This window comes from Pseudomonas putida S13.1.2, assembly GCF_000498395.2.
Lineage (GTDB): Bacteria > Pseudomonadota > Gammaproteobacteria > Pseudomonadales > Pseudomonadaceae > Aquipseudomonas > Aquipseudomonas putida_Q.
In genome coordinates, this window is the sequence record NZ_CP010979.1 from 5,682,030 (window position 1) to 5,706,697 (window position 24,668).

The 24,668-nt window shown below is 65.0% G+C and carries 24 protein-coding genes; 7 read left to right on the top strand and 17 right to left on the bottom strand.

Annotation, left to right across the window (positions count from 1 at the left end):
- The first annotated feature begins 83 nt into the window (after positions 1-83).
- Together cbpA and N805_RS25085 are read left to right on the top strand one after the other, a co-directional pair.
- On the top strand, positions 84-1,037 hold the full coding sequence (cbpA, locus tag N805_RS25080; RefSeq protein WP_019473592.1) for a curved DNA-binding protein: 954 nt from the start codon (positions 84-86) through the stop codon (positions 1,035-1,037).
- A gap of 2 nt (positions 1,038-1,039) precedes the next feature.
- Complete coding sequence (locus N805_RS25085; protein WP_019473593.1) at positions 1,040-1,345, top strand: chaperone modulator CbpM; 306 nt, start codon at positions 1,040-1,042, stop codon at positions 1,343-1,345.
- A gap of 126 nt (positions 1,346-1,471) precedes the next feature.
- Here the strand turns inward: N805_RS25085 and N805_RS25090 are convergent, their stop codons facing one another.
- From N805_RS25090 to N805_RS25170, 17 genes are all read right to left on the bottom strand, one after another.
- Positions 1,472-1,987, bottom strand: a complete 516-nt coding sequence (locus N805_RS25090) for a GNAT family N-acetyltransferase (RefSeq protein ID WP_019473594.1) — start codon at positions 1,985-1,987, stop codon at positions 1,472-1,474.
- A gap of 31 nt (positions 1,988-2,018) precedes the next feature.
- Positions 2,019-2,717 carry an urea ABC transporter ATP-binding subunit UrtE gene (gene urtE, locus N805_RS25095; RefSeq protein ID WP_028614105.1) on the bottom strand — a complete coding sequence of 233 codons (699 nt, stop codon included), beginning with the start codon at positions 2,715-2,717 and terminating at the stop codon, positions 2,019-2,021.
- A gap of 146 nt (positions 2,718-2,863) precedes the next feature.
- Complete coding sequence (urtD, locus tag N805_RS25100; protein WP_028614106.1) at positions 2,864-3,721, bottom strand: urea ABC transporter ATP-binding protein UrtD; 858 nt, start codon at positions 3,719-3,721, stop codon at positions 2,864-2,866.
- The gene (gene urtC, locus N805_RS25105) at positions 3,718-4,797 is read right to left on the bottom strand and encodes an urea ABC transporter permease subunit UrtC (protein ID WP_019473760.1); all 1,080 of its coding nucleotides are present in this window, start codon (positions 4,795-4,797) and stop codon (positions 3,718-3,720) included. The genes urtD and urtC overlap by 4 nt, the downstream gene beginning before the upstream one ends.
- Positions 4,797-6,317, bottom strand: a complete 1,521-nt coding sequence (gene urtB, locus N805_RS25110; protein WP_371113252.1) for an urea ABC transporter permease subunit UrtB — start codon at positions 6,315-6,317, stop codon at positions 4,797-4,799. The genes urtC and urtB overlap by 1 nt, the downstream gene beginning before the upstream one ends.
- A 106-nt stretch (positions 6,318-6,423) precedes the next feature.
- A complete protein-coding gene (urtA, locus tag N805_RS25115; protein ID WP_012274414.1) occupies positions 6,424-7,689 on the bottom strand; it encodes an urea ABC transporter substrate-binding protein in 1,266 nt (421 codons plus the stop codon).
- A gap of 188 nt (positions 7,690-7,877) precedes the next feature.
- On the bottom strand, positions 7,878-9,284 hold the full coding sequence (gene cycA, locus N805_RS25120) for a D-serine/D-alanine/glycine transporter (protein WP_019473762.1): 1,407 nt from the start codon (positions 9,282-9,284) through the stop codon (positions 7,878-7,880).
- A 237-nt stretch (positions 9,285-9,521) separates the two neighbouring features.
- Entirely contained in the window at positions 9,522-10,889 is a 1,368-nt protein-coding gene (locus N805_RS25125; protein WP_019473763.1) for a PepSY-associated TM helix domain-containing protein, read from the bottom strand.
- A 58-nt stretch (positions 10,890-10,947) separates the two neighbouring features.
- Entirely contained in the window at positions 10,948-13,014 is a 2,067-nt protein-coding gene (locus N805_RS25130) for a TonB-dependent copper receptor (protein ID WP_019473764.1), read from the bottom strand.
- Between the two features lie 66 nt (positions 13,015-13,080).
- Positions 13,081-13,512, bottom strand: a complete 432-nt coding sequence (locus N805_RS25135) for a DUF2946 domain-containing protein (protein ID WP_019473765.1) — start codon at positions 13,510-13,512, stop codon at positions 13,081-13,083.
- Positions 13,513-13,534: 22 nt separating this feature from the next.
- Positions 13,535-14,020 carry a copper chaperone PCu(A)C gene (locus N805_RS25140; protein ID WP_016489394.1) on the bottom strand — a complete coding sequence of 162 codons (486 nt, stop codon included), beginning with the start codon at positions 14,018-14,020 and terminating at the stop codon, positions 13,535-13,537.
- A 46-nt stretch (positions 14,021-14,066) separates the two neighbouring features.
- Positions 14,067-14,456 carry a DUF2946 domain-containing protein gene (locus tag N805_RS25145; RefSeq protein ID WP_019473766.1) on the bottom strand — a complete coding sequence of 130 codons (390 nt, stop codon included), beginning with the start codon at positions 14,454-14,456 and terminating at the stop codon, positions 14,067-14,069.
- A 207-nt stretch (positions 14,457-14,663) separates the two neighbouring features.
- Positions 14,664-15,518 (bottom strand): SPFH domain-containing protein, encoded by an 855-nt coding sequence (locus N805_RS25150; protein WP_016501834.1) that lies wholly within the window; start codon positions 15,516-15,518, stop codon positions 14,664-14,666.
- Positions 15,519-15,544: 26 nt separating this feature from the next.
- Positions 15,545-15,982: an NfeD family protein gene (locus N805_RS25155; protein WP_019473767.1), complete on the bottom strand. Its 438-nt coding sequence runs from the start codon at positions 15,980-15,982 to the stop codon at positions 15,545-15,547.
- Positions 15,983-16,213: 231 nt separating this feature from the next.
- Positions 16,214-16,957, bottom strand: coding sequence for a cobalt-precorrin-6A reductase (locus tag N805_RS25160; protein ID WP_019473768.1), 744 nt, complete (start codon positions 16,955-16,957; stop codon positions 16,214-16,216).
- Positions 16,954-18,048: a cobalt-precorrin-5B (C(1))-methyltransferase gene (locus tag N805_RS25165; RefSeq protein ID WP_019473769.1), complete on the bottom strand. Its 1,095-nt coding sequence runs from the start codon at positions 18,046-18,048 to the stop codon at positions 16,954-16,956. The genes N805_RS25160 and N805_RS25165 overlap by 4 nt, the downstream gene beginning before the upstream one ends.
- Positions 18,041-19,252 (bottom strand): bifunctional cobalt-precorrin-7 (C(5))-methyltransferase/cobalt-precorrin-6B (C(15))-methyltransferase, encoded by a 1,212-nt coding sequence (locus N805_RS25170; RefSeq protein WP_019473770.1) that lies wholly within the window; start codon positions 19,250-19,252, stop codon positions 18,041-18,043. Before N805_RS25170 ends, N805_RS25165 begins: the two co-directional genes overlap by 8 nt.
- Before the next feature lie 243 nt (positions 19,253-19,495).
- Between N805_RS25170 and cobG the strand changes: the two genes are divergently transcribed.
- The 5 genes from cobG to N805_RS25195 all read left to right on the top strand — a co-directional run bounded on the left by cobG (position 19,496) and on the right by N805_RS25195 (position 24,635).
- The gene (cobG, locus tag N805_RS25175) at positions 19,496-20,827 is read left to right on the top strand and encodes a precorrin-3B synthase (RefSeq protein WP_019473771.1); all 1,332 of its coding nucleotides are present in this window, start codon (positions 19,496-19,498) and stop codon (positions 20,825-20,827) included.
- Positions 20,820-21,446: a precorrin-8X methylmutase gene (locus N805_RS25180; protein ID WP_019473772.1), complete on the top strand. Its 627-nt coding sequence runs from the start codon at positions 20,820-20,822 to the stop codon at positions 21,444-21,446. The genes cobG and N805_RS25180 overlap by 8 nt, the downstream gene beginning before the upstream one ends.
- On the top strand, positions 21,446-22,177 hold the full coding sequence (locus N805_RS25185; protein ID WP_016501827.1) for a precorrin-2 C(20)-methyltransferase: 732 nt from the start codon (positions 21,446-21,448) through the stop codon (positions 22,175-22,177). The genes N805_RS25180 and N805_RS25185 overlap by 1 nt, the downstream gene beginning before the upstream one ends.
- On the top strand, positions 22,165-23,862 hold the full coding sequence (gene cobJ / locus N805_RS25190; protein ID WP_019473773.1) for a precorrin-3B C(17)-methyltransferase: 1,698 nt from the start codon (positions 22,165-22,167) through the stop codon (positions 23,860-23,862). Before N805_RS25185 ends, cobJ begins: the two co-directional genes overlap by 13 nt.
- A 92-nt stretch (positions 23,863-23,954) precedes the next feature.
- Entirely contained in the window at positions 23,955-24,635 is a 681-nt protein-coding gene (locus tag N805_RS25195; RefSeq protein ID WP_019473774.1) for a hypothetical protein, read from the top strand.
- Positions 24,636-24,668: the final 33 nt, after the last annotated feature.

Consider the following 24,668-nt stretch of genomic DNA (forward strand, 5'->3'; position numbering starts at 1 on the left):
CGCAAACCCAAGGCGGTCTTGAAAGGCTATGCTTGACCCCTATCTTCTGTTGCAACACGCACATTCACATTGGTGATCCACAGATGGACTTCAAAGACTATTACAAGATACTCGGCGTAGAGCCCACGGCGGACGACAAGGCAATCAAGGCCGCGTACCGCAAGCTTGCGCGCAAGTATCACCCCGATGTCAGCAAGGAGCGCGACGCCGAGGACAAGTTCAAGGAGGCCAACGAGGCCTACGAAGTGCTGGGCGACGCGCAGAAACGTGCCGAGTTCGACGAAATTCGCAAGTACGGCGGCCAACATGGCCGGCCGTTCCAGGCACCACCGGGCTGGGAGAGCCGCGGCGGTGGCGGCGGCTTCGAGGGCGGCGACTTCTCCGACTTCTTCAGTTCGGTCTTCGGTGGGCGGGGTGGCAACCCCTTCGGTGGCGCCCGGCAGCAGCAACGCAGTGCCGGCAGGCGAGGGCAGGATGTGGAGCTTGAACTGGCGGTGTTCCTTGAAGAGACCCTGAGCAAGGAGTCCAAGCAGATCAGCTTCCAGGTGCCGCAAACCAATGCGTTGGGCCAACGCACCGGCTTCACTACCAAGACCCTGAACGTGAAGATTCCGGCCGGCGTAACCGACGGCGAGCGTATCCGCCTGAAGGGGCAGGGCGCGCCGGGCAGCGGTGGTGGGGCCAATGGCGACCTGTTCCTGACCATCCGCATGGCACCGCACCCGCTGTTCGATGTCGAAGGCCATGACCTGATCATCACTGTGCCGCTGGCACCGTGGGAGGCGGCCCTGGGCACCAAGGTGGCGGTGCCGACCCTGGAAGGCAAGATCAACCTGACCATCCGCCCCGACAGCCAGAGCGGCCAGCGCCTGCGCGTGCCGGGCAAGGGCCTGGCGAACAAGAGCGGTGAGCGCGGCAACCTTTACGCGCAACTGAAAGTGGTCATGCCGCCGGCCTCCGATGAGGCTGCCCGCGAACTGTGGACCAAACTTTCCGAGACCGCGGCGTTCAACCCGAGGACACAATGGAGTAAGTGATCATGAGCAGCACCCTGATCGTTCAACTGGACATGCGTACCCTGTGTCAGGAAGCCGATGTCACGGCGGACTGCGTGATCGAAATCGTCGAGCACGGCATTGTCGAACCCTCCGGGCGAACGCCTGAGGACTGGTTGTTCGACGATCAGGCGCCGTTGGTGGCCAAGCGCGCGGCGAAGCTGCACCAGGAGCTGGAACTGGAGTGGGAAGGGGTGGCGCTGGCGCTGGAGCTGTTGCAGGAAGTGCAGCAGTTGCGCAGCGAGAACAGCATGCTGCGCCAGCGGCTGGGCAGGTTTACCCAGATGTAAGGTTTGCAGGCCCGGCCTCTTCGCGGGTAAACCCGCTCCCACAGAGATCCCACATTGCCCAAGACATGTGAGGTACCTGTGGGAGCGGGTTTACCCGCGAAGAGGCCAGCACAGCCTACATCAATTTCAGGTGGGTTCGGCTCCGGGGTTCAGCACCAGCTGCATGAAGGTCAGGTCCAGCCAGCGGCCAAACTTCACCCCCACCTGCGGCATCTGCCCGGTCACCACGAAGCCCAGCCGCTCATGCAGGCGCACCGATGCAGCATTGCCACTCTCGATGGCTGCCACCATCACATGCTTGCCACACCCACGCGCACGCTCGACCAGCGCTGCCATCAACACCGGCCCCAGCCCTTTGCCACGCTGGTCGCCGCGGATATACACCGAGTGCTCCACGGTGTTGCGAAAGCCCTCGAACGGCCGCCAGTCGCCAAACGAGGCATAACCGAGCACGCCAGTGTCGTCCACCGCCACCAGGATCGGGTAACCCTGCTGCGCCCGCGCCTCGAACCAGGCCTGACGGTTGCCGAGGTCCACCGGGGTTTCGTTCCAGATCGCCGTGGTGTTGCGCACTGCGTCGTTGTAGATGTCGAGGATGCCCGGCACGTCGGTAGGCAGGGCGTCGCGGATTTCGTAACTCATGACAGCGTCTCGCAGGGTCGTTGCTTGCAGATTAAATGGTTACCAGGCCACGCACACCTTCGGCTTGCATGTTTTCGCCGCGGCCATGCTGCACGATCTCGCCACGGGCCATGACCAGGTACTGGTCGGCCAGTTCTTCGGCAAAGTCGTAGAACTGCTCCACCAGCAGGATCGCCATGTCGCCACGCTGGGCCAGGCGGCGGATGACGGCACCGATTTCCTTGATCACGGAGGGCTGGATGCCTTCGGTCGGCTCGTCGAGAATCAGCAGCCGTGGGCGGCTGGCCAGGGCGCGGCCGATGGCCAGCTGTTGCTGCTGGCCGCCAGACAGGTCGCCGCCACGGCGCTGTTTCATTTGCTCCAGCACCGGGAACAGTTCGTAGATGAAGGCGGGCACTTCGCGGGCCTCACGGGCCGGGAAGCGTGACAGGCCCATCAGCAGGTTTTCCTCGACGGTAAGGCGCGGGAAGATTTCACGGCCCTGGGGCACGTAGGCGATGCCGGCCTGGACCCGTTGCTGGGGCTTGAGGCTGGTGATCGGCTTGCCCTCCCATTCGATGCTGCCGTTACGGGCGGGTACCAGGCCCATCAGGCAGCGCAGCAGGGTGGTCTTGCCCACGCCATTGCGGCCCAGCAGGCAGGTGACTTCGCCGACCTTGGCTTCGAAGGACAGGCCGCGCAGGATGTGGCTGCCGCCGTAGTACTGGTGCAGGGTGTCGATTTTCAGCATGTCATATCCTTGGTGTTTTTGTTGTGGCTGCACCGGCCCTTTCGCGGGACAAGCCCGCTCCCACAGGTTCACCACAGTTTTTGAATGGATGATTTCCCTGTGGGAGCGGGCTTGTCCCGCGAAAGGGCCGGTGCAGGCTGCCTGAATCATCGGCCCAGATACACCTCGACCACCCGCTCATCCGCCTGCACCTGCTCCAGCGACCCTTCTGCCAGCACACTGCCCTGGTGCAGCACGGTCACATGGTCGGCAATGCTGCCGACAAAGCCCATGTCATGCTCCACCACCATCAGCGAATGCTTGCCAGCCAGGCCCTTGAACAGCTCGGCGGTGAACTCGGTCTCGGCATCGGTCATGCCGGCCACCGGCTCATCCAGCAGCAGCAATTGCGGCTCTTGCACCAGCAACATGCCAATCTCCAGAAACTGCTTCTGCCCGTGCGACAGCAAGCCGGCCTGGCGCTGGGCCAGGGGCAGCAGGCGCAAGGTGGTCAGCACTTCTTCGATGCGCTGGCGCTGCTCGCCACCCAGGCGCGCGGCCAGGCTGGCCCACACCGACTTGTCGGTCTTCAGCGCCAGCTCCAGGTTCTCGAACACCGTCAGCGCCTCGAACACCGTGGGCTTCTGGAACTTGCGGCCAATGCCGGCCTGGGCGATCTGGTATTCACTCATGCGGGTCAGGTCGAGGGTGTCGCCAAAGTAGGCGCTGCCGGTGTCAGGGCGGGTCTTGCCGGTGATCACGTCCATCATCGTGGTCTTGCCGGCGCCGTTAGGGCCGATGATGCAGCGCAGTTCGCCCACGCCGATGTACAGGTTGAGCGCGTTGAGTGCTTTGAAGCCATCGAAGCTGACGCTGATGTCCTCCAGGCTCAGCACCGTGCCGTGGCGGGTGTCGAGGCCGGCCTTGCGGCTTTGGCCCAGGCCGATCGCTTCGCGACCATTGCCGAGGGTGTCGAACACCGGTTCGAGCATGAACTCAGGGTGTACCGGGGGCACGCCTCTCATGGCTGGCTCCTTTTCTTCAACAGGCCGACCACGCCCTTGGGCAGGTACAGGGTGACGAGGATGAACAGCGCGCCAAGGAAGAACAGCCAGAACTCCGGGAACGCCACGGTGAACCAGCTTTTCATGCCATTGACCAGGCCGGCGCCGAGCAGCGGGCCGATCAGCGTGCCGCGCCCGCCCAGGGCCACCCACACGGCGGCTTCGATGGAGTTGGTCGGCGACATTTCGCTGGGGTTGATGATGCCCACCTGCGGCACATACAGCGCGCCCGCCAGGCCGCACAGCACGGCGCTGAGCACCCACACCAGCAGCTTGAAGCCCCGCGGGTCGTAGCCGCAGAACATCAGGCGGTTCTCGGCGTCGCGCACGGCGGTGAGCAGGCGGCCGAACTTGCTGCGGGTCAGGCGCCAGCACAGGTACAGGCTGGCCAGCAGCAGGCCGACGGTGAGCAGGAACAGCACCGCGCGGGTGCCTTGGGCGGCAATGTCGAAGCCCAGGATGGTGCGGAAGCTGGTGAAACCGTTGTTGCCGCCAAAGCCGGTTTCGTTGCGAAAGAACAGCAACATGCCGGCGAAGGTCAGGGCCTGGGTCATGATCGAGAAGTACACGCCCTTGATCCGCGAACGGAAGGCGAACCAGCCGAACACCAGTGCCAGCAGCCCAGGCGCCAGCACCACCAGGCACAGGGCCCAGGCGAAATGCTGGGTACCGGCCCAGTACCACGGCAGCTCGGTCCATGACAGGAAGGTCATGAACCCCGGCAGGCCGTCACCGGCCGCCTGGCGCATCAGGTACATGCCCATGGCGTAGCCGCCCAGGGCGAAGAACAGGCCGTGACCCAGCGACAGCGGGCCGGCATAGCCCCAGACCAGGTCCAGGGCCAGGGCGACGATGGCGTAGCAGAGGATCTTGCCGACCAGGGTCAGGGTGTAGGCCGACACCTGCAGCGCGTGATCCGCCGGCAGCAGCGACAGCAGCGGCAGGGCCAACAACATCAGGACGACGAGGGCGCCGATGGCCAGGGTCAGGCGCGGCCCGGCCTTTTGCGTAGCGGTGACAAGCAGTGGCTGGTTCATCAGTCGATTACCCGTCCCTTGAGGGCGAACAGGCCTTGCGGGCGCTTCTGGATGAACAGAATGATCAACGCAAGGATGAGGATCTTGCCGAGCACGGCGCCGATCTGCGGCTCCAGCAACTTGTTGGCTATCCCTAGGCCGAACGCGGCCCAGAGGCTACCGGCCAGTTGCCCGACACCGCCCAGCACCACCACCAGGAACGAGTCGATGATGTAGCTCTGGCCCAGGTCCGGGCCGACGTTGCCGACCTGGCTCAGGGCCACGCCACCGAGCCCGGCGATGCCAGAACCCAGGCCGAAGGCAAGCATGTCGACGCGCCCGGTGGACACGCCGCAGCAGGCGGCCATGTTGCGGTTCTGGGTGACCGCGCGCACGTTCAGGCCCAGCCGCGTGCGGTTGAGCAGCAGCCAGGTGAGCAGCACCACGGCCAGGGCGAAGCCAATGATGACCAGGCGGTTGTACGGCAGCACCAGGTTGGGCAGAAGTTGGATACCGCCCGACAGCCATGTCGGGTTGCTGACCTCGACGTTTTGCGCGCCGAACAGCAGGCGGATGGCCTGAATCAGGATCAGGCTGATGCCCCAGGTGGCCAGCAGGGTTTCCAGCGGGCGGCCATACAGGTGGCGGATCACGGTGCGTTCCAGCGCCATGCCGACCCCGGCACTGACAGCGAAGGCCACCGGCAGGGCAATCAGTGGGTAGAACTCGATGGCGCCCGGGGCGTAGCGTTGCACCAGCACCTGGACCATGTAGGTGCTGTAGGCGCCGAGCATCAGCATCTCGCCGTGGGCCATGTTGATCACCCCGAGCAGGCCGAAGGTGATCGCAAGGCCCAGTGCCGCCAGCAGCAGGATCGAGCCCAGCGACAGGCCGCTGAACGCCTGGCCGAGCAGTTCGCCGACCAGCAGCTTGCGTTTGACCTGGGCCAGGCTGGTTTCGGCAGCGGTGCGCACGCCCGGGTCGGCTTCAGCGTCGGGTTGCAGCAGCGCTTCAAGACGGGTGCGGGCCACCGGGTCACCGGTTTCGCCCAGCAGGCGCACGGCGGCGAGGCGTACTGCCGGTTCGCTGGCGCCCAGTTGCAGGTTGGCCAGGGCCAGGCCGATGGCGGCGTGCACGGCGGCATCCGGCTCGCTGGCGAAGCGCCGGTCGAGGAAGGCCATTTGCGCGGGTTGTGCGCTTTTTTGCAGTTGCTGGGCGGCGGCAAGGCGCGTTTCGCTGTTGTCGCTGAGCAACTGGTGGCTGGCCAGGGCGTTGTCGATCAGGCCGCGCAGGCGGTTGTTCAGGCGCACCTTGCGGGTGTCGTCGGTGGCGATTCGGCCCTGGCGCAGGTTGTCCAGCAGCGGCAGGCGCGCGGCATCGGGTTGCGCCGCCCAGCTTTCGAGCAGGCGGGCCTGCTCGGCGGGCTTGGCGGTGATAAAGAATTCGCCCTCGCTGGCCTGGGTGGCCATGGGGAGTAGCAGAAGCAGGGTGAGCAGCATTCTGAGCATGCGGGCAATCCTGGGAATCGGTGTTGGATTCATCGCCGGCAAGCCAGCTCCCACAGGTCTTCCACAGGCCTTGAGGGCGGTGCTTTCCTTGTGGGAGCTGGCTTGCCGGCGATTGGGCTGCAAAGCAGCCCCGTTGCACTCAGTTACCTTTCACTGCGTAGTCAGGTCGCTTGTCATTCCCTGGAATGAACGGGCTCCAAGGCTGCGCCCGCAGTGGCTGCTCGGTTTCCCAGACCACACTGAACTGCCCGTCATCCTGGATCTCGCCGATCATCACCGGCTTGTGCAGGTGGTGGTTGGTCTTGTCCATGGTCAGGGTGAAGCCAGACGGTGCCTTGAAGCTCTGCCCAGCCAGCGCTTCACGCACCTTGTCGACGTCGGTGGACTTGGCCTTCTCAACGGCTTGCGCCCACATGTGGATGCCCACGTAGGTGGCTTCCATCGGGTCGTTGGTCACCGCCTTGTCGGCGCCTGGGAGGCCCTTGGCCTTGGCGTAGGCCTTCCAGTCGGCGACGAACTTCTGGTTCACCGGGTTATCCACCGACTCGAAGTAGTTCCACGCGGCCAGGTGCCCCACCAACGGTTTGGTGTCAATGCCGCGCAGCTCTTCTTCGCCTACCGAGAACGCCACCACCGGTACGTCGGTGGCCTTCAGGCCCTGGTTGGCCAGTTCTTTGTAGAACGGCACGTTGGAGTCGCCGTTGACCGTGGAAATCACCGCCGTCTTGCCCCCGGCGGAGAACTTCTTGATGTTGGCAACGATGGTCTGGTAATCGGCGTGGCCGAACGGCGTGTACACCTCTTCGATGTCCTTGTCGGCCACGCCTTTGCTGTGCAGGAAGGCGCGCAGAATCTTGTTGGTGGTGCGCGGGTAGACGTAGTCGGTACCCAGCAGGAAGAAGCGCTTGGCGCTGCCGCCGTCCTCGCTCATCAGGTATTCAACGGCAGGAATGGCCTGCTGGTTGGGGGCGGCGCCGGTGTAGAACACGTTCGGCGACATCTCCTCACCCTCGTACTGCACCGGGTAGAACAGCAGGCCGTTGAGCTCTTCGAACACTGGCAGCACCGACTTGCGCGACACCGAGGTCCAGCAGCCGAACACCACCGCGACCTTGTCCTGGGTCAGCAGCTGGCGGCTCTTTTCAGCGAACAGCGGCCAGTTGGACGCCGGGTCGACCACCACCGGTTCGAGCATCTTGCCGTTCACGCCGCCCTTGGCGTTGATCTCGTCGATGGTCATCAGCGCCATGTCCTTGAGCGAGGTCTCGGAAATGGCCATGGTCCCCGACAGCGAATGCAGGATGCCAACCTTGATGGTCTCGGCGGCCTGGATACTCCAGCTCAGGCCCATCGCCGCAATCGATGCGCTGAGGGTAAAAGCCTTGATCAGACTGCGACGCTTCATGTGCTCTCTCCGCTGAGTTTTTTAGAGTGTTGGGCAAGCGGGGAGGGGCGTTGCAAGGGGTGTGCCTAATGGCGAAAGGGGCGTAATAGAGGGGGTGTGCGAGGTGTTGGGGCGTTTGCGAGGTCCAGGTTGGTGCCTGGGACATTGATGTGCACAGGATTGGGGCCGCACAGCGGCCCCCTGGGCCATCAGCCGTTACGCACAGCCGAACGCGGATGGCGCCTGCTGCGTACAAACTGATACGTCACCGCCAGCAGCACGAACCAGATCGGCGTGACCACCAACGCCGAGCGGGTATCTGCCTCCAGACTCAGCAACACCAGAATGAAGGCGAAGAACGCCAAGCACACGTAGCACATGAAGCGCCCGCCCGGCATCTTGTACTTCGACGCCTGGTGCAGCGCCGCGCGGTTTTTGCGGTACTTCAGATACGACAGCAAAATCAGCGTCCAGACGAACATGAACAGCACCGCCGAAACGGTAGTCACCAACGTGAACGCCTCGACCACGTTCGGCACCAGGTAGATCAGCACTGCACCGAGCAACAGGCAGGTGCACGAGAAGTACAGGCCGTTGGCCGGCACCGAACGGCTCGACAGTTTTTCGAATGCCTTGGGCGCGTCACCTTCTTGCGACAGGCCGAAGAGCATGCGGCTGGTGGAGAACACCCCGCTGTTGGCCGACGAAGCCGCCGAGGTCAGCACCACGAAGTTGATGATGCTGGCCGCCGCTGGCAGGCCGGCCAGCACGAACAGCTCCACGAACGGGCTCTTGCCCGGTACCACGTCGCGCCAAGGCGTCACGGCCATGATCGCGATCAGCGCCAGCACATAGAACACGATGATGCGGATCGGGATCGAGTTGATCGCCCGCGGCAGGGTGCGCTCCGGGTTTTTCGCTTCGGCGGCGGTGGTGCCCACCAGCTCGATACCGACAAAGGCGAACACGGCGATCTGGAAACCGGCGAAGAAACCCATCAGCCCATGGGGGAACATGCCGCCGTCATTCCACAGGTTGGCCAGCTGTGCAGTGCGCCCGCTGGGCGAGGTGAAGCCGGTGATGACCATGTACAGGCCGGTGGCGACCAGGCCGAGGATGGCGATGATCTTGACCAGGGCGAACCAGAACTCCATCTCGCCGAACATTTTTACCGTCACCAGGTTCAGCGACAGCAGCAGCCCTACGCAGGTCAGCGCCGGTATCCACTGCGGCAGGTCGGGGAACCAGAACTGCGTGTAGGCGGCGATGGCGACCACGTCGGCGATACCGGTGACTACCCAGCAGAACCAGTAGGTCCAGCCGGTGAAGTAACCGGCCCAGGGGCCGAGCAGGTCGGCTGAGAAGTCGATGAACGATTTGTAGTTCAGGTTCGACAGCAGCAGTTCGCCCATGGCGCGCATGACGAAAAACAACATGAAGCCGATGATCATGTAGACGAAGATGATCGACGGGCCCGCCAGGCTGATGGTCTTGCCCGAGCCCATGAACAGGCCGGTACCGATCGCGCCGCCGATGGCGATCAGCTGGATGTGGCGGTTGGTCAGGTTGCGTTGCAGGTGCTGCTCTTCTTGTGGTTTTGGTGAAATTGCGGTCATAAGCTGCATTCCCTTGAAAGTCGCCGGCTAGGCTAACACGGGCGTTCCAATTCGAGATCGCGACAGATCGACACGATTTTCAGATAGCAGCCGTGCTCTCGCAGGTAAAGTCCGACACCTTCGCCGGCCTCTTCGCGGGTGAACCCGCTCCCACAGGGACCGCGCCAAGCTTGAGCGCAGCACGATACCTGTGGGAGCGGGTTCACCCGCGAAGAGGTCCGGTCAGGCAACACAAGGTCAGGCGCTGGCCAGCTCCCGGCGGCGGCGCACTACCAGGCTGTCCACCACCCACATCACCACCATCGACACCCCCACCAGCGGGAATATCACCCCGAGCACCAGCATCACCCCCACCGCCGCCTTCCAGCGCGGCAGGTCATGGCGCAGCGGCGGCACGCCCAACCCACCTTCAGGCCGGCGCTTCCACCACATCACCAGCCCGCTCACCGAACCCAGCAGAATCATCAGGCACACCACCAGGATGATGATCTGGTTGAACGCCCCGAACATCTTGCCTTCGTGCAGCATCACCCCCAGCTCGGTGGCGCGGGCGACCGGGCTGTAGTCCTGCCAGCGCACATCGGCCAGGACCTTGCCGGTGTACTGGTCGACATGCAGGGTGGCGTCGTTGCGCGGGTCGTCGGCGAACACCGCAATGGTGAACACACCGTCTGCCGTGGTCGGCAGGGTAATGCTGTAGCCCGGCTCGACCTGGCGGGAGGTGGCGATGTCTTCGACCTGCTGCACGCTCACCTGGGGCGCCGCAGGCATGTCCGACATCATGTGGTGCCCGGCGTGTTCGGCGTGTGCGCCGGACTGCGGCATCGGCGTGTTTTCCATCGCCCAGGGCACGGTCTGGCGGTGCGCGTTGTTCAGCTCACCTGCCTGCTGGTCCGACTTGGGCACGTCGTTCCACATGGCTGCCGGGAAACGGTTCCACAAATCGGCGTACTGCTTGCCCCACAGGCCGGTCCAGGTCATGCCGCTGAGCAGCATCAGCAACAGCAGGGCCGAACCCCAGAAGCCGGTTACCGCGTGCAGGTCGCGCCAAAGCAGCCGTCCGCGTGCCGACAGCCGTGGCCACAGCACGCCAGCGCCATTGCGCCCGCGTGGCCACCACAGGTACAGGCCTGACACCACCAGCACGATGCCCCAGCCTGCGGCCAGCTCCACCAGGCGGTCACCGACCGTGCCGACCATCAGCTCGCCATGCAGGGCGCGGGCGATGGCCTGCAGGTTCTGCTTGGCGTCCTGCTCGCCGAGCACCTTGCCGCTGTACGGGTCGACGAACACATTCAGTTCGCGCCCGCCGTCATGCACCACGAACTGCGCACTGCGCTCGGCGTTGATTGGCGGCAGGTACTGGCCGACGTGGCCCTTGGGGTAAGCCTGGCGCACTTCGGCCAGCATCGCATCGGCGCCCTGCCGGTGGTGGCCGGCTTCGACCACCATCAGGTCGCGGTACAGCAGCGGGTCGAGCTGCGGCTTGAACAGGTAGATGATCCCGGTGATCGCCAACAGGATCATGAACGGGGCCACGAACAGCCCCGCATAAAAGTGCCAACGCCAGGCCAGGTTATAGAAATTGGTGCGTGTTCCTCTCATGGGAACCTCCTGTTTGACCAGCAGAGGGGCGCAACCGAAGCTGCGCCCGTGGTTGTTGTCAGAAGCTGAAATCGACCTTGGTCCAGAAGGTCCTGCCTGGCTCGTTGACCGGCTGTGGATCGGTAGCCGGGTAGCCGAACCCGGCGTTCCCGGCCAGGTTCAAGTGCTCGGCGTAGGTTTTGTCGAACAGGTTGTCGACCCCCGCGCTGAGCTTGAGGTTTTTGTTCACCTTGTAGGCGCCGTTCAGGGAGAACACGCCGAAGCCGGCGCTCTTGTCGTAGTCCTTGCCGACCACGTTGCCTTGGTTCTCGGCGATGCGGTTCTGCGCAGCTACCAGCCGCCACAGTGCGCCGACGCTCCAAACGTCGCGGCTGTAGGTCAGGCCCAGGCGGCTTTCCAGGGGTGGCATTTGCGGTAGCGCTTTGCCATCACTGCTGTTCTTGCCCCAAGCGTAGGCCAGCGTGCCGTCGGCCTTCCAGTTTTCAGTCAGCTGGTAAGCCGCGCCCAGTTCGCCACCCATGATGCGGGCGTCGATGTTCTGTGCCTGCGAGGTGCTCATGCCCATCATGCCGGTGCGGTAGTCGAACAGGATGTAATCGCGGATCTGCCCGACATAGCCCGAAGCCCAGGCTTCCAGGCGCTCAGTGCGGTACTGGATGCCGAAGTCGAGCTGGGTGGTTTTCTCCGGTTTGATGCCGTCGAAGGCATTTGCTGCACCGGGCGGTGCCAGCTTGGGCGAGAACAGCTCCCAGTAATCGGGGAAACGCTGGGCATGACCGAGGCCGATATAGGTGGTGGCCGGGATGGCTGCCAGGTCGTGCTCGTAGCGTATGAAACCGCTGGGCAGGGTGTCGGCGCGGGTATCGCCTTCGGTGGCGCTGCCTTTACGGAAGTCGCGGGCCGAGGCGCGGTCCAGGCGGGCACCGGTAATCAAACGGTCCCCACCGCTGACGTACCAGGTCAGTTCGCTGAAGGCCCCGTAGTTGTGGAAGTCGGCGTCCTTGGTCCAGGCCTGGCCCTTGTGCGCGTCTACGCCCATGCCGCCACGTTGGCGATGTTCGTTGGTTTGCGCGTCGATGCCACTGATCAGCTGCACATCGGCCCACCGCCAGGTGGCCTTGATGCGTGCGCCCAGGGTGCGACGGTCGACGTTGCTGACCATCGGCATGCCCATCATGCCGCTGCCCGACGGGGTACGCAGGCTGTAGTTGTCCATCACATGGTCGGCATAGTTGTAGTAGACCTGCGCCTCGACCTTGTCGAGCACCTCGCCGAGGTTGGACTTTTCAAAGCGCAGGCCCAGGCTTTCGCGCTTGAACTGCGAGCCGTCCATGCCGCGCCCGGCATAGCGGGCCTCGCCATCGCCCTTGCCGGCCGTTAGCTCCAGCAGGGTGTCCTGGTCGGGGGTCCAGCCGAGGGCAACATCGCCGTTCCATTTTTGCCAGCGCGAGGGCACGGTGTCGTTGTTGCCGTCGTGGTAGTCATCCGAGCGTGACTGGTTGCCGACGAAGCGGGCGTAGGCCTGGCTGTTGCCGGCGGCGGCATCCAGCACCTTGTCGAAGCGGCCGTTGGAGCCGGCCAGCAGGCTGGCGTTTACGCGGCTGCCGAGGGTGCCGAACTTTTCGGGTTCACGCTCGAAGAGGATGGTGCCTGCCGAGCCGCCCGGGCCCCAGATCACGCTTTGCGGGCCTTTGATCACGGTCAGGCGGTCGTAGGTCTCTGGCGAAATGTAGGAGGTGGGGGCGTCCATGCGATTGGGGCAGGCGCCCAGCATCAGGCCGCCGTTGGTGAGGATGTTCAGGCGCGAGCCGAACATGCCGCGCAACACCGGATCGCCGTTGGTGCCGCCGGCTCGGATCGCCGAAAAGCCTGGGATGGTCTTCAGGTAGTCGGCGCCGTCGCTGGCCGGTACTGGCTGGCGCGGGTCTTTCGGGTTGGTGACCACGGTCAGTGGCGAACTCGGGGCCACGGCGGTGATTACCGTCGGGCTCAGCTCGGGTGCGTCGTGCGCATGGCCGTCATGGCCAGGGTCGGCGGCCAGGGCCACGGGCGCGAGCAGCGAGCCGCACACGGCGGCGATGGCCCCACGCAGGGACAAGGCAAAAACAGGGGTGCAGCCGGACATAGTGATTCCAGTCGATCAGTCATGAGTTAGCGCGAAGCCTCCTGGCTCCGTGCGCAAAATGTGGGTTCAGACGTTGATCGAGGATGGTGGGGCGCGGCTGCGCGCACCGGGGAATACAGCCTGCCGGGCATGGCCCTGGTGCGTTGGTGCAAACAGGTGGGTGGTGGGGACGACGCTGCCGGCGCTGAGCGGGCTGAGGGCCTGGGGCAGGGCCGGGCAGTTGAACAACAGGCTGCAGTAACCGCACTTTTCCCACATCACATGCAGCTGGCCATCACCGCCGTGGCCGTGATGGGTGTCGCCGCCATGCTGGTGGGCAGCCGCCATCGGCATGTCCATCGGCATGCTCATGCCGGCGTGGTGGTCCATCGGCATCGACTGGGAAATCAGCGGGCCGATGAAGATCATCCACATGGCGAACAGGCTCAGCCATCCGCCACCGGCGCGCCTGTGGTCAGGGCGGGTGGTACGGCTGATGCTGTTGCGCGGCAGGCTCATGGCGGGTGCCTGTCAGCAGGTGTCAGTGCGCGTGTTCGTGGGCTTGCGGCTGGTCCGCTGGCGCCTGCTTCTGCACGGCCACTTCGACGGTGATGTCGCCGGCCTTTTCGAAATGCAGGGTCAACGGGAAGCGCTTGCCGTCGCTGAGCAGGCTGCGGTCTTTGGGCTGCATCAGCATCACATGGTAGGCGCTGGGGGCGAAGGTCAGGTCCTTGCCGGCAGGCACCACCACGCTGGGTACTTGCTGCATCTTCATGGCGCCGCTGGCGCTCATGGCATGCTCGTGCAGTTGCGCGTCATCGCTGATGGGGCTGTCGACGCTCAGCAGGCGGTCATCGGCCTGGCCATTGTTGTGCACCACGAAATACGCGGCGACATTGGGTGCGTTGGGGGGCAACTGCAGCGACCAGGGGTGGGCGATGTGCAGGTCGCCCACGCTGTATTCGTGGGCATTGGCAAAGGCGCCGGGCAGCAGCAGGGCGGCCATGACGAGGGCGTGCTTGAGCATGGTGAATCTCCGTTCTGTTCAGGTTCAGGCAGACAGCGGGATGAACTCAGGCCAGCGGAGAGGCACGGGGGTTTAGCGCGGGCCAGAGCTGGCGCGGCGTAGGTTGGTAGTCGGCGGGGGGCGGCAGCAGGCCGGCAACCAGTGTTGGCGGGTTGTGCAGCTGCGGCGGGTAGCCGGGCAGGGCCAGCAGCGGCGCAGCGCCCGAGCAGCACCAGCAATTCATCATGCTGGCGCTGTCGTCGCTTTGCGGGCCGAGGTCGATCTTGGCCAGGGCCTGGACGTCGACCTTGGCCTTGTTGGCCATGCTGGAACAGAAAGCCCCCCACAGCAGCTGCTCGGCCGGGCCCTTGGGCACGGCAGAGGCCAGCGGCATGGCCAGCAGGTTGAACAGCACTGCAAGGCAGGCTATCCAGGCAATGTGCCGACGTGGGGGCATGGAGAGATCCGGTCAGGAATCGTGGTGGCTATTGTAAGGCGCAGTATAGGTAAAAAAGGCGGGGTGCGGTGAAGTGACGCAGGCAGGCAGTTGAACCGGTGTCGCCTGCTTCGCGGGCATGCCCGCTCCCACAGGATTACCAACAACCTTGAGAGCTGCGGGGTACCTGTGGGAGCGGGCGTGCCCGCGAAGAGGGTGAAATCAATCTCAAGCCTTGTTACGGCCCATCAGGCCCCGGACGGTTTCTTGCAGGTCTGCCGGCAGCACCACCACCTTGGCGTTGTTGCTGCTCGCCAGGTTCTCCATGGCCCCGACATAACGCTCACCCAGCAAATACATCGCCGGCACGGTCTCGTTGCCCACCGCTTCCTTGACCAGCGAAATCGCCCGCGCCGAGGCCTCGGCCAGGCTGATCTGCGCTTCGGCATCCAGCCTGGCCGCCTGCAGGCGTGCTTCCGCTTCAAGGATCGCGGCCTGCTTGGCACCTTCGGCGCGGGTCACATCGGCCTTGCGCTCACGCTCTGCCGCCGCCTGGCGCTCCATGGCCAGTTGCATGTTTTCCGAAGGCTTGATGTCCTGGATTTCCACCGAGCGCACGGTCACGCCCCAGTCTTCGGTCTGCTCCGACATTGCCTCGCGCAGGCGTGCCTTGATCTGCTCGCGGCTGGACAGCGCTTCGTCCAGGTCCATGGCGCCGACGATGGCGCGCAGCGAAGTCATGGTCAGGCTGGTGACGGCGAACGAGAAGTTTTGCACGCCATAGGAGGCCTTCTGCGGGTCGACCACCTTGGCGAAGCACAGGGCGTTGGCGACGATCACGGCGTTGTCCCGGGTGATGATTTCCTGTTGCTGCACATCGAGGATGATGTCTTTGGTCGGCAGGCGATAGGCGACCACATCCATGTACGGGATGAGGATGTTCAGGCCGGGCTTGAGGGTGCTGTGGTAGCGGCCCAGGCGCTCGACGATCCATTCCTCGCCCTGGGGCACGATACGTACGCCCTTGAACACGGTGATCAGGACGAACAGGGCGATGGCGGCGACGACGATGAGGCTGGTCATGATGCGAAATTCCTTTTAGTGCGGATTCAGGCCCGGATGACGCGGGCAGTGTTGCCCTCAATGGCGGTAAGGCGTACCCGTTCGCCGGCTGCGATCTGGCTATCGGCGACGCAGGTCCATTCTTCGCTGCCAAGGATCGGCTTCTGGAAACGCACGCGGCCTTTCTGAAACTCCGAAACGCCAGCGGTCAGCAAGCCCACTTCGCCGATCACGCTGTCGGCGGTCCAGCGCACGTCTGGCTGCTTGCGCCGGAATACCTTGAACCACAGCGCGGTGGTGACAGACGACAGCAGTACCCACAGCAGCACCTGCATGTCCAGTTGCAGGCTGGGGGCGGCGAGCGAGATGAGTGAGACCAGCACGGCACCAATGCCGAACCAGAGGATGAAGAACGTCGGCAGGACCAGTTCGAGCAGGATCAGCGCGATGCCGAAGACCAGCCAGATCCACCATTGCATTTCCATATGGGTGAAACCTTCCGGGGGAGGGGCATTGAGTTTACGGCAGCAGGACAACCCAGAGCCACGTGCGGGGCTGAAAGAAAAATCCGAAAGGGCTGTAGGGTAACGGTCACATACAGGTTTTAAGGCTGGCACGGTCTTCTGTGGGAGCGGGCGTGCCCGCGAAGAAGACGACTCGATGTATGGCACCGGCTTCGCCGGTGTTCGCGGGCTTGCCCGCTCCCACAGGGACCTCTAGCGTGCTTGCGAGAGGTGTTGATGCAGGTCGAGTGCTGCTGCCATGTCAGCCTGCGATTCGAATGCGCGGTCAACAGCCGGCAACGCCGGGCGCTTGAGGATCAGCACCGGCACACCAAGCTCCCGCGCCACCTCGAGCTTCGGCTCGGTCGCCACACTGCCGCTGTTCTTGCTGATCAGCACATCGATATTGCGGCGCTGGAACAACGCCCGTTCATCCACAATATGGAATGGCCCTCGCGCGCCAATCACTTCGCAGCGCTCGTTGCCAGGGCACGCTTCCAGTGCACGCAGCGTCCAGAACTGCTCCGGCGGAATCTCCTCCAGATGCTGCAGGGGTTCACGCCCCAGCGTAAACAGCGGTCTGCGAAACGGCTTGAGCGCCTCTATCAGCCCTGCCCAGTCCTCGACTTCGCGCCAATCATCCCCCGCTTGCGCCTGCCAGGCCGGGCGACGCAAAGCCCAGCACGGGATGCCAGCGTTGCGTGCGGCACTGGCGGCATTGCGGCTGATTTGCGCGGCATAGGGATGGGTGGCATCGATCAGCAGGGTGATGCCTGCTTCGCGCAGGTAGCTGGCCAGGCCCTCGGCGCCGCCAAAGCCCCCGACCCGTACCTGGCATTGCAGGTCCTGCGGCACGCGGCCGATACCGGCCAGGCTATAGACATGCTGTGGGGCGAGGCGGCGGGCGATGGCGAGGGCTTCAGTGACACCGCCCAACAGCAGTATGCGTGCAGTCATTGCACACCTGCCTGGCCAACGATGCCGCCCTGGCGGTCGATGGCGAACACTTCCACTTGCACCTGCGCCGGCACGACGCTGCGGGCGAAGGCGAGTGCGTGGGCGCACACCGCGTCACCCAGGGCAATGCCGGCCGCATGGGCCAGTGCGAGTGCTTGCTGGCTGGTGTTGGCGCCGATGATGGCCGCCTGCAGGGTTTCGTCAGCGCCAATGTCAGCAGCCCAACCGGCCAGTTGCGGCAAGTCGATACTGGAGTGACGGCTGTGCAGGTCCATGTGCCCGGCGGCCAGTTTGCTGATCTTGCCGAAGCCACCACACAGGGTCAGGCGTGGCACCGGCACCTTGCGCAGGTGCTTGAGCACTGCGCCGACGAAATCGCCCATTTCGATCAGGGCGATTTCCGGCAGGCCGTAGACCTGGCGCATGGTGTCTTCACTGGCGTTGCCGGTGCAGGCGGCGATGTGCGTGTAGCCGTTGGTGTGGGCCACGTCGATACCCTGGTGGATCGAGGCGATATAGGCCGCACAGGAAAACGGCCGCACGATGCCGCTGGTGCCGAGGATCGACAGCCCGCCGAGGATACCCAGGCGCGGGTTCATGGTCTTGAGGGCGAGTTGGTCGCCACCCTGCACATTGACCGTGACCTCGAAGCCACCGAGGTAGCCGCACTCGTCGGCCAGGCGTTGCAGGTGTTCAGTGATCATGCGGCGTGGCACCGGGTTGATGGCCGGCTCACCCACCGCCAGCACCAGCCCCGGGCGGGTCACGGTGCCGACGCCGGTGCCGGCGACAAAGCGGATACCCGGTTCGCCCAGCAGGCGTACCTGGCTGTAGAGCAGGGCGCCGTGGGTCACGTCCGGGTCGTCGCCAGCATCCTTGAGGGTGCCGGCTTCGGCGCGCTCGCCAATCAGGCGGCAGAATTCCAGGCGCATCTGCACCACCTTGCCCTTGGGCAGGGTAATGCTGACGGCGTCGCTGCTTTCGCCGTTCAGCAGCAAGCGCGCGGCTGCCAGGCTTGTGGCGGTGGCGCAGCTGCCGGTGGTCAGGCCGCTGCGCAGGGGCGCGGGCTGTTCACGGGTTTCTTCACGCATCGACGGGTTTCACCACTTCCAGCAGGGTGATCGGCAGCGCCTGGCGCCAGGTGTCGAACGCGCCCAGGGGCTGGGCATGGGCGACATGGATGCGGGTCAGCTCACCACCGTGCTGCTCGCGGAAATGCGCCAGGGCCAGTTCGCTTTGCAAGGTCACTGCATTGGCCACCAGCCGCCCGCCAGGGCGCAGGTTGGCCCAGCACAGGTCCAGCACGCCTTCGCGGGTGACGCCGCCGCCGATGAAGATTGCATCGGGCTGCTCCAGGCCCTGCAGTGCTGCAGGTGCCTTGCCGCAGACCAGTTGCAGGCCGGGTACACCCAGCGCGTCCCGGTTGTGTTCGATGAAGCCTTGGCGGCCTTCGTCGGCCTCGATGGCCAGGGCGCGGCAGGCCGGGTGGGCGCGCATCCATTCGATGCCGATCGAGCCGCAGCCCGCGCCCACGTCCCACAGCAGCTCGCCGGGCTGGGGCGCCAGGCGCGCCAGAGTGATGGCGCGGACATCGCGTTTGGTCAACTGGCCGTCGTGCCAGAAGGCGGTGTCCGGCAGCCCGGCCAGCCGGTGCAGGCGTGGGGCATCGGGCGCGGCCAGGCACTCGATGGCCACCAGGTTGAGCGTGGCGATATTGGCGTGCGGCCAGTCCTGGGCGGTGCCGGCCAACTCGCGTTCTTCCTGGCCACCCAGGTGCTCGAAAACCCGCAGGCGGCTTGGCCCGAAGCCACGTTCGCGCAGCAGTGCAGCAATTGCCGCCGGGCTGTCGCCATCGTTGCTCAGCACCAGCAGGCGCATGCCGCTGTGCAGGTGGGCATTCAGCGCCGCCAGTGGCCGCGCCACCAGCGACACAACCTGCACCTCCTGCAGCGGCCAGCCCAGGCGGGCAGCGGCCAGGGCGCAGGAGGAGGGCATCGAAAGCACGCGCAATTCAGCGGCAGGCACCTGGCGCGCCAGGCTGGCGCCGACGCCGTAGAACATCGGGTCGCCGCTGGCCAGCACGCACACCGGCTCGCCGCGCAGGGCCAGCACCGGGGCCAAGGAAAACGGGCTTGGCCAGCCCAGCCGTTCGCCGGGCACGCAGCGCGGCAGCAAGGCCAGCTGGCGCGGGCTGCCGAAGACCCGCGCAGCGCCCAGCAGCGCGCGCCGGGCCTGTTTGCCCAGGCCACTGAAGCCGTCTTCGCCGATGCCTACTACTGTCAGCCAGGGTGCCATGTATTTCATTCCGCCATTTTTGGGGCCGCTTCGCGCCCCTTCGCGGGCACGCCCGCTCCCACAGGTACAGCGCAGCCATTGAGGGTAGCGATGATCCTGTGGGAGCGGGCGTGCCCGCGAAGAGGGCGACACAGTCCTGAATTTCTCCTCAATCGATGAGGATGCTCGACCACCGGCTTTTCATGCCGCCGGACAAAGCAGGCATAATACCGCGCCTTCTACACTCAAGCGCATTTTCACAGATTGCCGGACGCCCCTTTGACGCAGGCCCATGCCCCCAACGTTCCGCCCCGCCCCTCGGCCTGCCCGGGGTTGTGGCGCATTGTCAGTGCCCGTGATGGCGGTATCTGCCGCATCAAGCTGCCGGGCGGCCTGCTGCTGGCCGACCAGGCCGAAGCGGTGGCGACGGCAGCCGAGCGCTTCGCCGGTGGTGTGATCGAGGCCACCAACCGTGGCAATTTGCAGATTCGCGGCATTGGCACCGAGCATCGCGCCCTGGTCGAGACCCTGCTCGCAGCTGGCCTGGGCCCGCGCGACGCGGCCGGTGACGATGTGCGCAACCTGATGCTCAGCCCGCTGGCCGGGCATGACCCGGCGATGCTGCTGGACGCACGGCCGTTGGCAGGGCAGATCCTCGACCTGTTGGAAGGCACCCCGCGCTTTCACCAGTTGTCGGCCAAGTTTGCCGTGCAGCTGGATGCCGGCGAGCGCCTGGCCATGCTCGAGCACCCCCACGACCTGTGGCTATCGGCCCTGCATCTGCAGCAGCAGACCTGGCTGGCGTTTGGCCTGGCGGGCTGCCCGGCGGGCGGGCAGGTGCTCGGCGCGGTGCCGCTGGCGCAGGGCCTGGCGCTGGTGCGTGCGGTGCTGGAGCGCTTCCTCGACCTGGCAACCCCGACGCAGTCACGCATGCGCCAGTTGCTCGAGGTGTGCCCGGCAAGCGATTTCGTCGATGGGCTCGGCCTGGACATCCGCCGCGATGCCGCCGTGCGCGCCTGGCAACGCACACAGTACCGCGCCTCTTGGCTGGGCACGCTGCCGCAGGCAGATGGCGTTGCTCTTGGCGTAGCCCCGCCGCAAGGCCGCCTGACCCCGGCCATGCTGCGCGGCGCCGCGCGGGTTGCCCGTGAACGGGGCGATGGCAGCTTGCGCCTGAGCCCCTGGCAAAGCCTGGTGCTGACCAACCTGCAAGCCGACCACATCGACCAAGCCCAGGCTGAACTGTCGGCCCTGGGCCTGCTGTGCCACGACCATGAACCGCTGGCGCGCATCAGCGCCTGCACGGGTGCCAGCGGCTGCGCCAAGGCGCTTGGCGAAACCAAGGCCGACGCCGTTGCCTTGGCCGCGCTGCTGGGCCCTGGCGTGCCCGCCAGCGTGCACCTGTCTGGCTGCCCCCGTTCCTGCGCCGTGGCCCATGTTGCCCCGGCCACCCTGCTGGCCCGTTCGCCGGGCCGATATGACCTTTATCTGCGTGACGCGCACCAACCGGGCTTCGGCGCCCTGCGCGGCACCGACCTTACCTTGAATGAAGCAGGCGCCATGCTCGACCTGCCGACGGAGCACCTTGATGATTGACTACATCCGCGATGGTCAGGAGATCTATCGCAATTCCTTCCGGATCATCCGTGAGGAAGCCCGACTCGAGCGGATCCCCGCAGACCTCGAAAAGCTCGCCGTGCGCGTGATCCACGCCTGTGGCATGGTCGATGCCATCGATGGCCTGCAGTTCTCCGAAGGCGCCGGCCGGGCCGGGCGCGAGGCGCTGCTCAACGGCGCGCCAATCCTGTGCGATGCGCACATGGTCGCCGAAGGCATCACCCGCGCCCGCCTGCCAGCCAACAACAAAGTCATCTGCACCCTGCGCGACCCAAGCGTGCCGGGCCTGGCCAAGGACGCCGGCAACACCCGTTCTGCCGTAGCCCTTGAGCTGTGGCGCCCGTACCTGGAAGGCAGCGTGGTGGTGATCGGCAATGCGCCCACCGCCCTGTTCTACCTGCTGGAGATGATTGACGCCGGTGCACCCAAGCCGGCGCTGATCCTCGGCTTCCCGGTCGGTTTCGTCGGGGCTGCCGAGTCCAAGGCGATGCTCGCTGCCGACAGCCGCGGCGTGCCGTTCGTGATCATGCAAGGCCGCCTGGGCGGTAGCGCGATGGCCGCCGCTGCGGTCAACGCCCTGGCCACGGAGGTGGAGTGATGGCGCCGCGTGGACGTCTGCTGGGCCTGGGCGTGGGCCCGGGCGACCCTGAACTGATCACTCTCAAGGCTCTGCGCCTGCTGCGCGAAGCGCCAGTGGTCGGTTACTTCGTGGCCAAGGGCAAACGTGGCAATGCCTTCGGCATCATCGAGGCGCACCTGCAAGCGCAGCAGACGCTGTTGCCGCTGGTGTACCCGGTCACCACCGAAGCCCTGCCGGCGCCGCTGTCCTATGAGCAGGTGATCAGCGACTTCTACGACGAAGCCAGCGTGCAGGTGGCCGAGCACCTGGATGCCGGTCGCGACGTGGCGGTGATCTGCGAAGGTGACCCGTTCTTTTACGGGTCCTACATGTACCTGCACGACCGCCTGGCGCAGCGCTATGAAGCCGAAGTGATCCCCGGCGTGTGCTCGATGCTCGGGGGCGCCTCGGTGCTGGGTGCGCCGCTGGTGTACCGCAACCAGAGCCTCTCGGTCTTGTCTGGCGTGTTGCCCGCCGAGGAACTCAAGCGCCGCCTGGCCGACGCCGATGCAGCGGTGATCATGAAGCTTGGGCGCAACTTCCCGAAAGTACGCGAAGTACTGACCGAACTGGGCCTGGACGGGCGCGCGCTGTATGTGGAGCGGGCCACCATGGCCAACCAGAAGATCGTGCCGCTGGATCAGGTCGACCCACAGTCGTCGCCGTACTTCTCGCTGATCATCGTGCCGGGGGAAAAATGGCAGGGCTGAGCATGCACAAGGCACCCGCAATCATCATTCTTGGCCCGGGCAGCCTGGCGACGGCGCAGCGTATCCAGCAGTGTTATCCACAGGCCACGATCCATGGCCTGGAGGGGCGTGTCGAGGGTGCAGACCAATCGTACAGCTCGTTCGGCGATACCCTGCGCGGGTTGTACCAGCAGGACACGCCGATCATCGCCCTGTGCGCTGCGGGCATTGTCATCCGCAGCCTGGCCAGCCTGCTCAGCGAGAAGGGCAGCGAGCCGCCGGTACTGGCCGTGGCCGAAGATGGCAGTGCGGTGGTGCCGCTGCTCGGTGGCCTGGGTGGCGTGAACGTGATGGCACGCGAAATCGCAGAGGCACTGGGCGTTGCTGCTGCGATCACCACCAGTGGCGAGCTGCGTTTCGGCACTTGCCTGCTGAACCCGCCGCAGGGTTATGCATTGGCGGACATTGAGCAAGGCAAGCGCTTTGTCTCTGATTTGCTGGCTGGCGAGGCGGTGCGCATCGAAGGTGATGCGCCGTGGTTGCAACAGGTGCAGTTGCCTGCCAGCGAAGCAGCCCGGCGCACCATCCATGTGGGGCATCAGGCCCGCCCGGCCAACCGCGACGAACTGCTGATCCACCCGCGCTCGGTGGTGGTGGGTGTTGCAGGTGGCAACCTGCACGGCATTCGTGCTGCGTTGCAGCAGGCCGGTATCGCCGAGCCATCTGTTGCCTGTGTGCTGGCGGACGAGCAAGCCATGGCCGACAGTGCCTTGCACGAGGCTGCGCAGGCTTTGGGTGTCGCCTTGCGCTTCGCTGCCAGGCCAGGCGATGTGGCCAGCATGGTGGCTGCAGCGTTGCCAGGCGCAGAGTTGATAGAACAGGACGAAGTGGTCATCGCAGTGGCGCCTGCCCCGGTCGATGTGGCGCAGGTTGGCCGCCGTCGTGGTCGTCTGGCTGTTATCGGCCTGGGCCCGGGGGCCGCCGAACTGATGGTGCCGGCGGTCAAGGCCGAGCTGGCGCGGGCCGAGGATGTGCTTGGCTACGAAACCTACGTGCGCATGGCCGGGCCGTTCCGTGACGACCAGGTGCTGCACTGCACCGACAACCGGGAAGAGATGCAGCGCGCCCGGCATGCCTTCGCGCTGGCGGCACAAGGCCGTTCGGTGGTGGTGGTCTCGTCGGGCGACCCTGGTGTGTTCGCCATGGCCGCTGCGGTGCTTGAAGCGCTGCACGAATCCAGTGACCCGGCCTGGCAGCGCGTCGACCTCGAGATCCTGCCTGGGGTGTCGGCCTCGCTCGCTACGGCTGCGCAGGCGGGGGCACCGCTGGGGCATGACTTCTGTGTGATGTCGCTGTCGGACAACCTCAAGCCCTGGTCGATCATTGAAAAGCGCCTGGACCTGGCGGCCCAGGCCGACCTGGTGCTGGCCTTCTACAACCCGATTTCCAAGTCCAGGCCGCACCAGCTCGGGGTGGCGCTGGAGGTTGTGCGTCGCCACCGCGAGGGGAACACGCCTGTAGTCCTTGGGCGCGACATCGGTAGGCCGGGGCAGACGCTGAAGGTAGTCACCTTGGCCGAGCTGCTGCCGGAAATGGTCGATATGCGCACCATGGTTCTGGTCGGCTCCTCTACAACCTGTGTATTCCCTCGCCTGTCGGGCGGGGTGTGGGCCTACACGCCGCGTTGGTACCCCACCGCCAGCTAGTTGCGTCGGAAACCCTTCAGCGCGCTTTGTGAGCAGCGCGCTGGCTAAGGTGATTGCCCCTGACTCAAGGGGCAACCATCAAGGAGTTTCCAATGTCCGATGCAACCCAAATCACCACCACCGATGCCGCCATCCTGGTAGAAGGCAACCTGCTTGCCTGCGGCGCGGGCATGTCTGCGCAAAGCCGTCATGATGTGAAGAATGCTTTCCACTTCGCCACATTGGTCGCCGACAAAGCGTTTAACGCCGAAAAGCAGAGCCGGGAGTGGTACGACAAATTCATCGATGTCATGCGTGACCTTGGCTTTACCATCCCACGCCGTACCTTCGAACTTGAAACTTCGGCGGAACTGTCCGTCACCGTGGGCGCCGTGGCCATCCGCACCATAGGTGTGGTTGGCAATGCGATGCTGGGCGGCACCAAGCTGGGTGAAGTGGCAAAGCGGGCCTTCGACAAACTGACCACTGTCGAAAACGACGCCAAGGTGATCGATCACAAGCGCAAGAACAAAGCCAGGGGCATGGTTGGCATGGCCGCCTGCATTGAAACCGAAAACAACGATGTGGTCATGGTAGTGAGCTGCATCCAGGCCTCTGCTCCAACACTGGACGATGACGTGCTGGGCATCCAGTGGAAGCTGGACAAGACCGCGTACTACGCCGGCACGGCAGTGCTCACCCTCAATAACTTTGTCTACGACAAAATCCGCGAAACCGTAGAAAACAAACTCGGCGTGCGCAGTGTCGAGAACGTGCTCGAGTACGACATCTGATTGCCCGGCGGCGTAGTCGCAACGCCGCCTTGT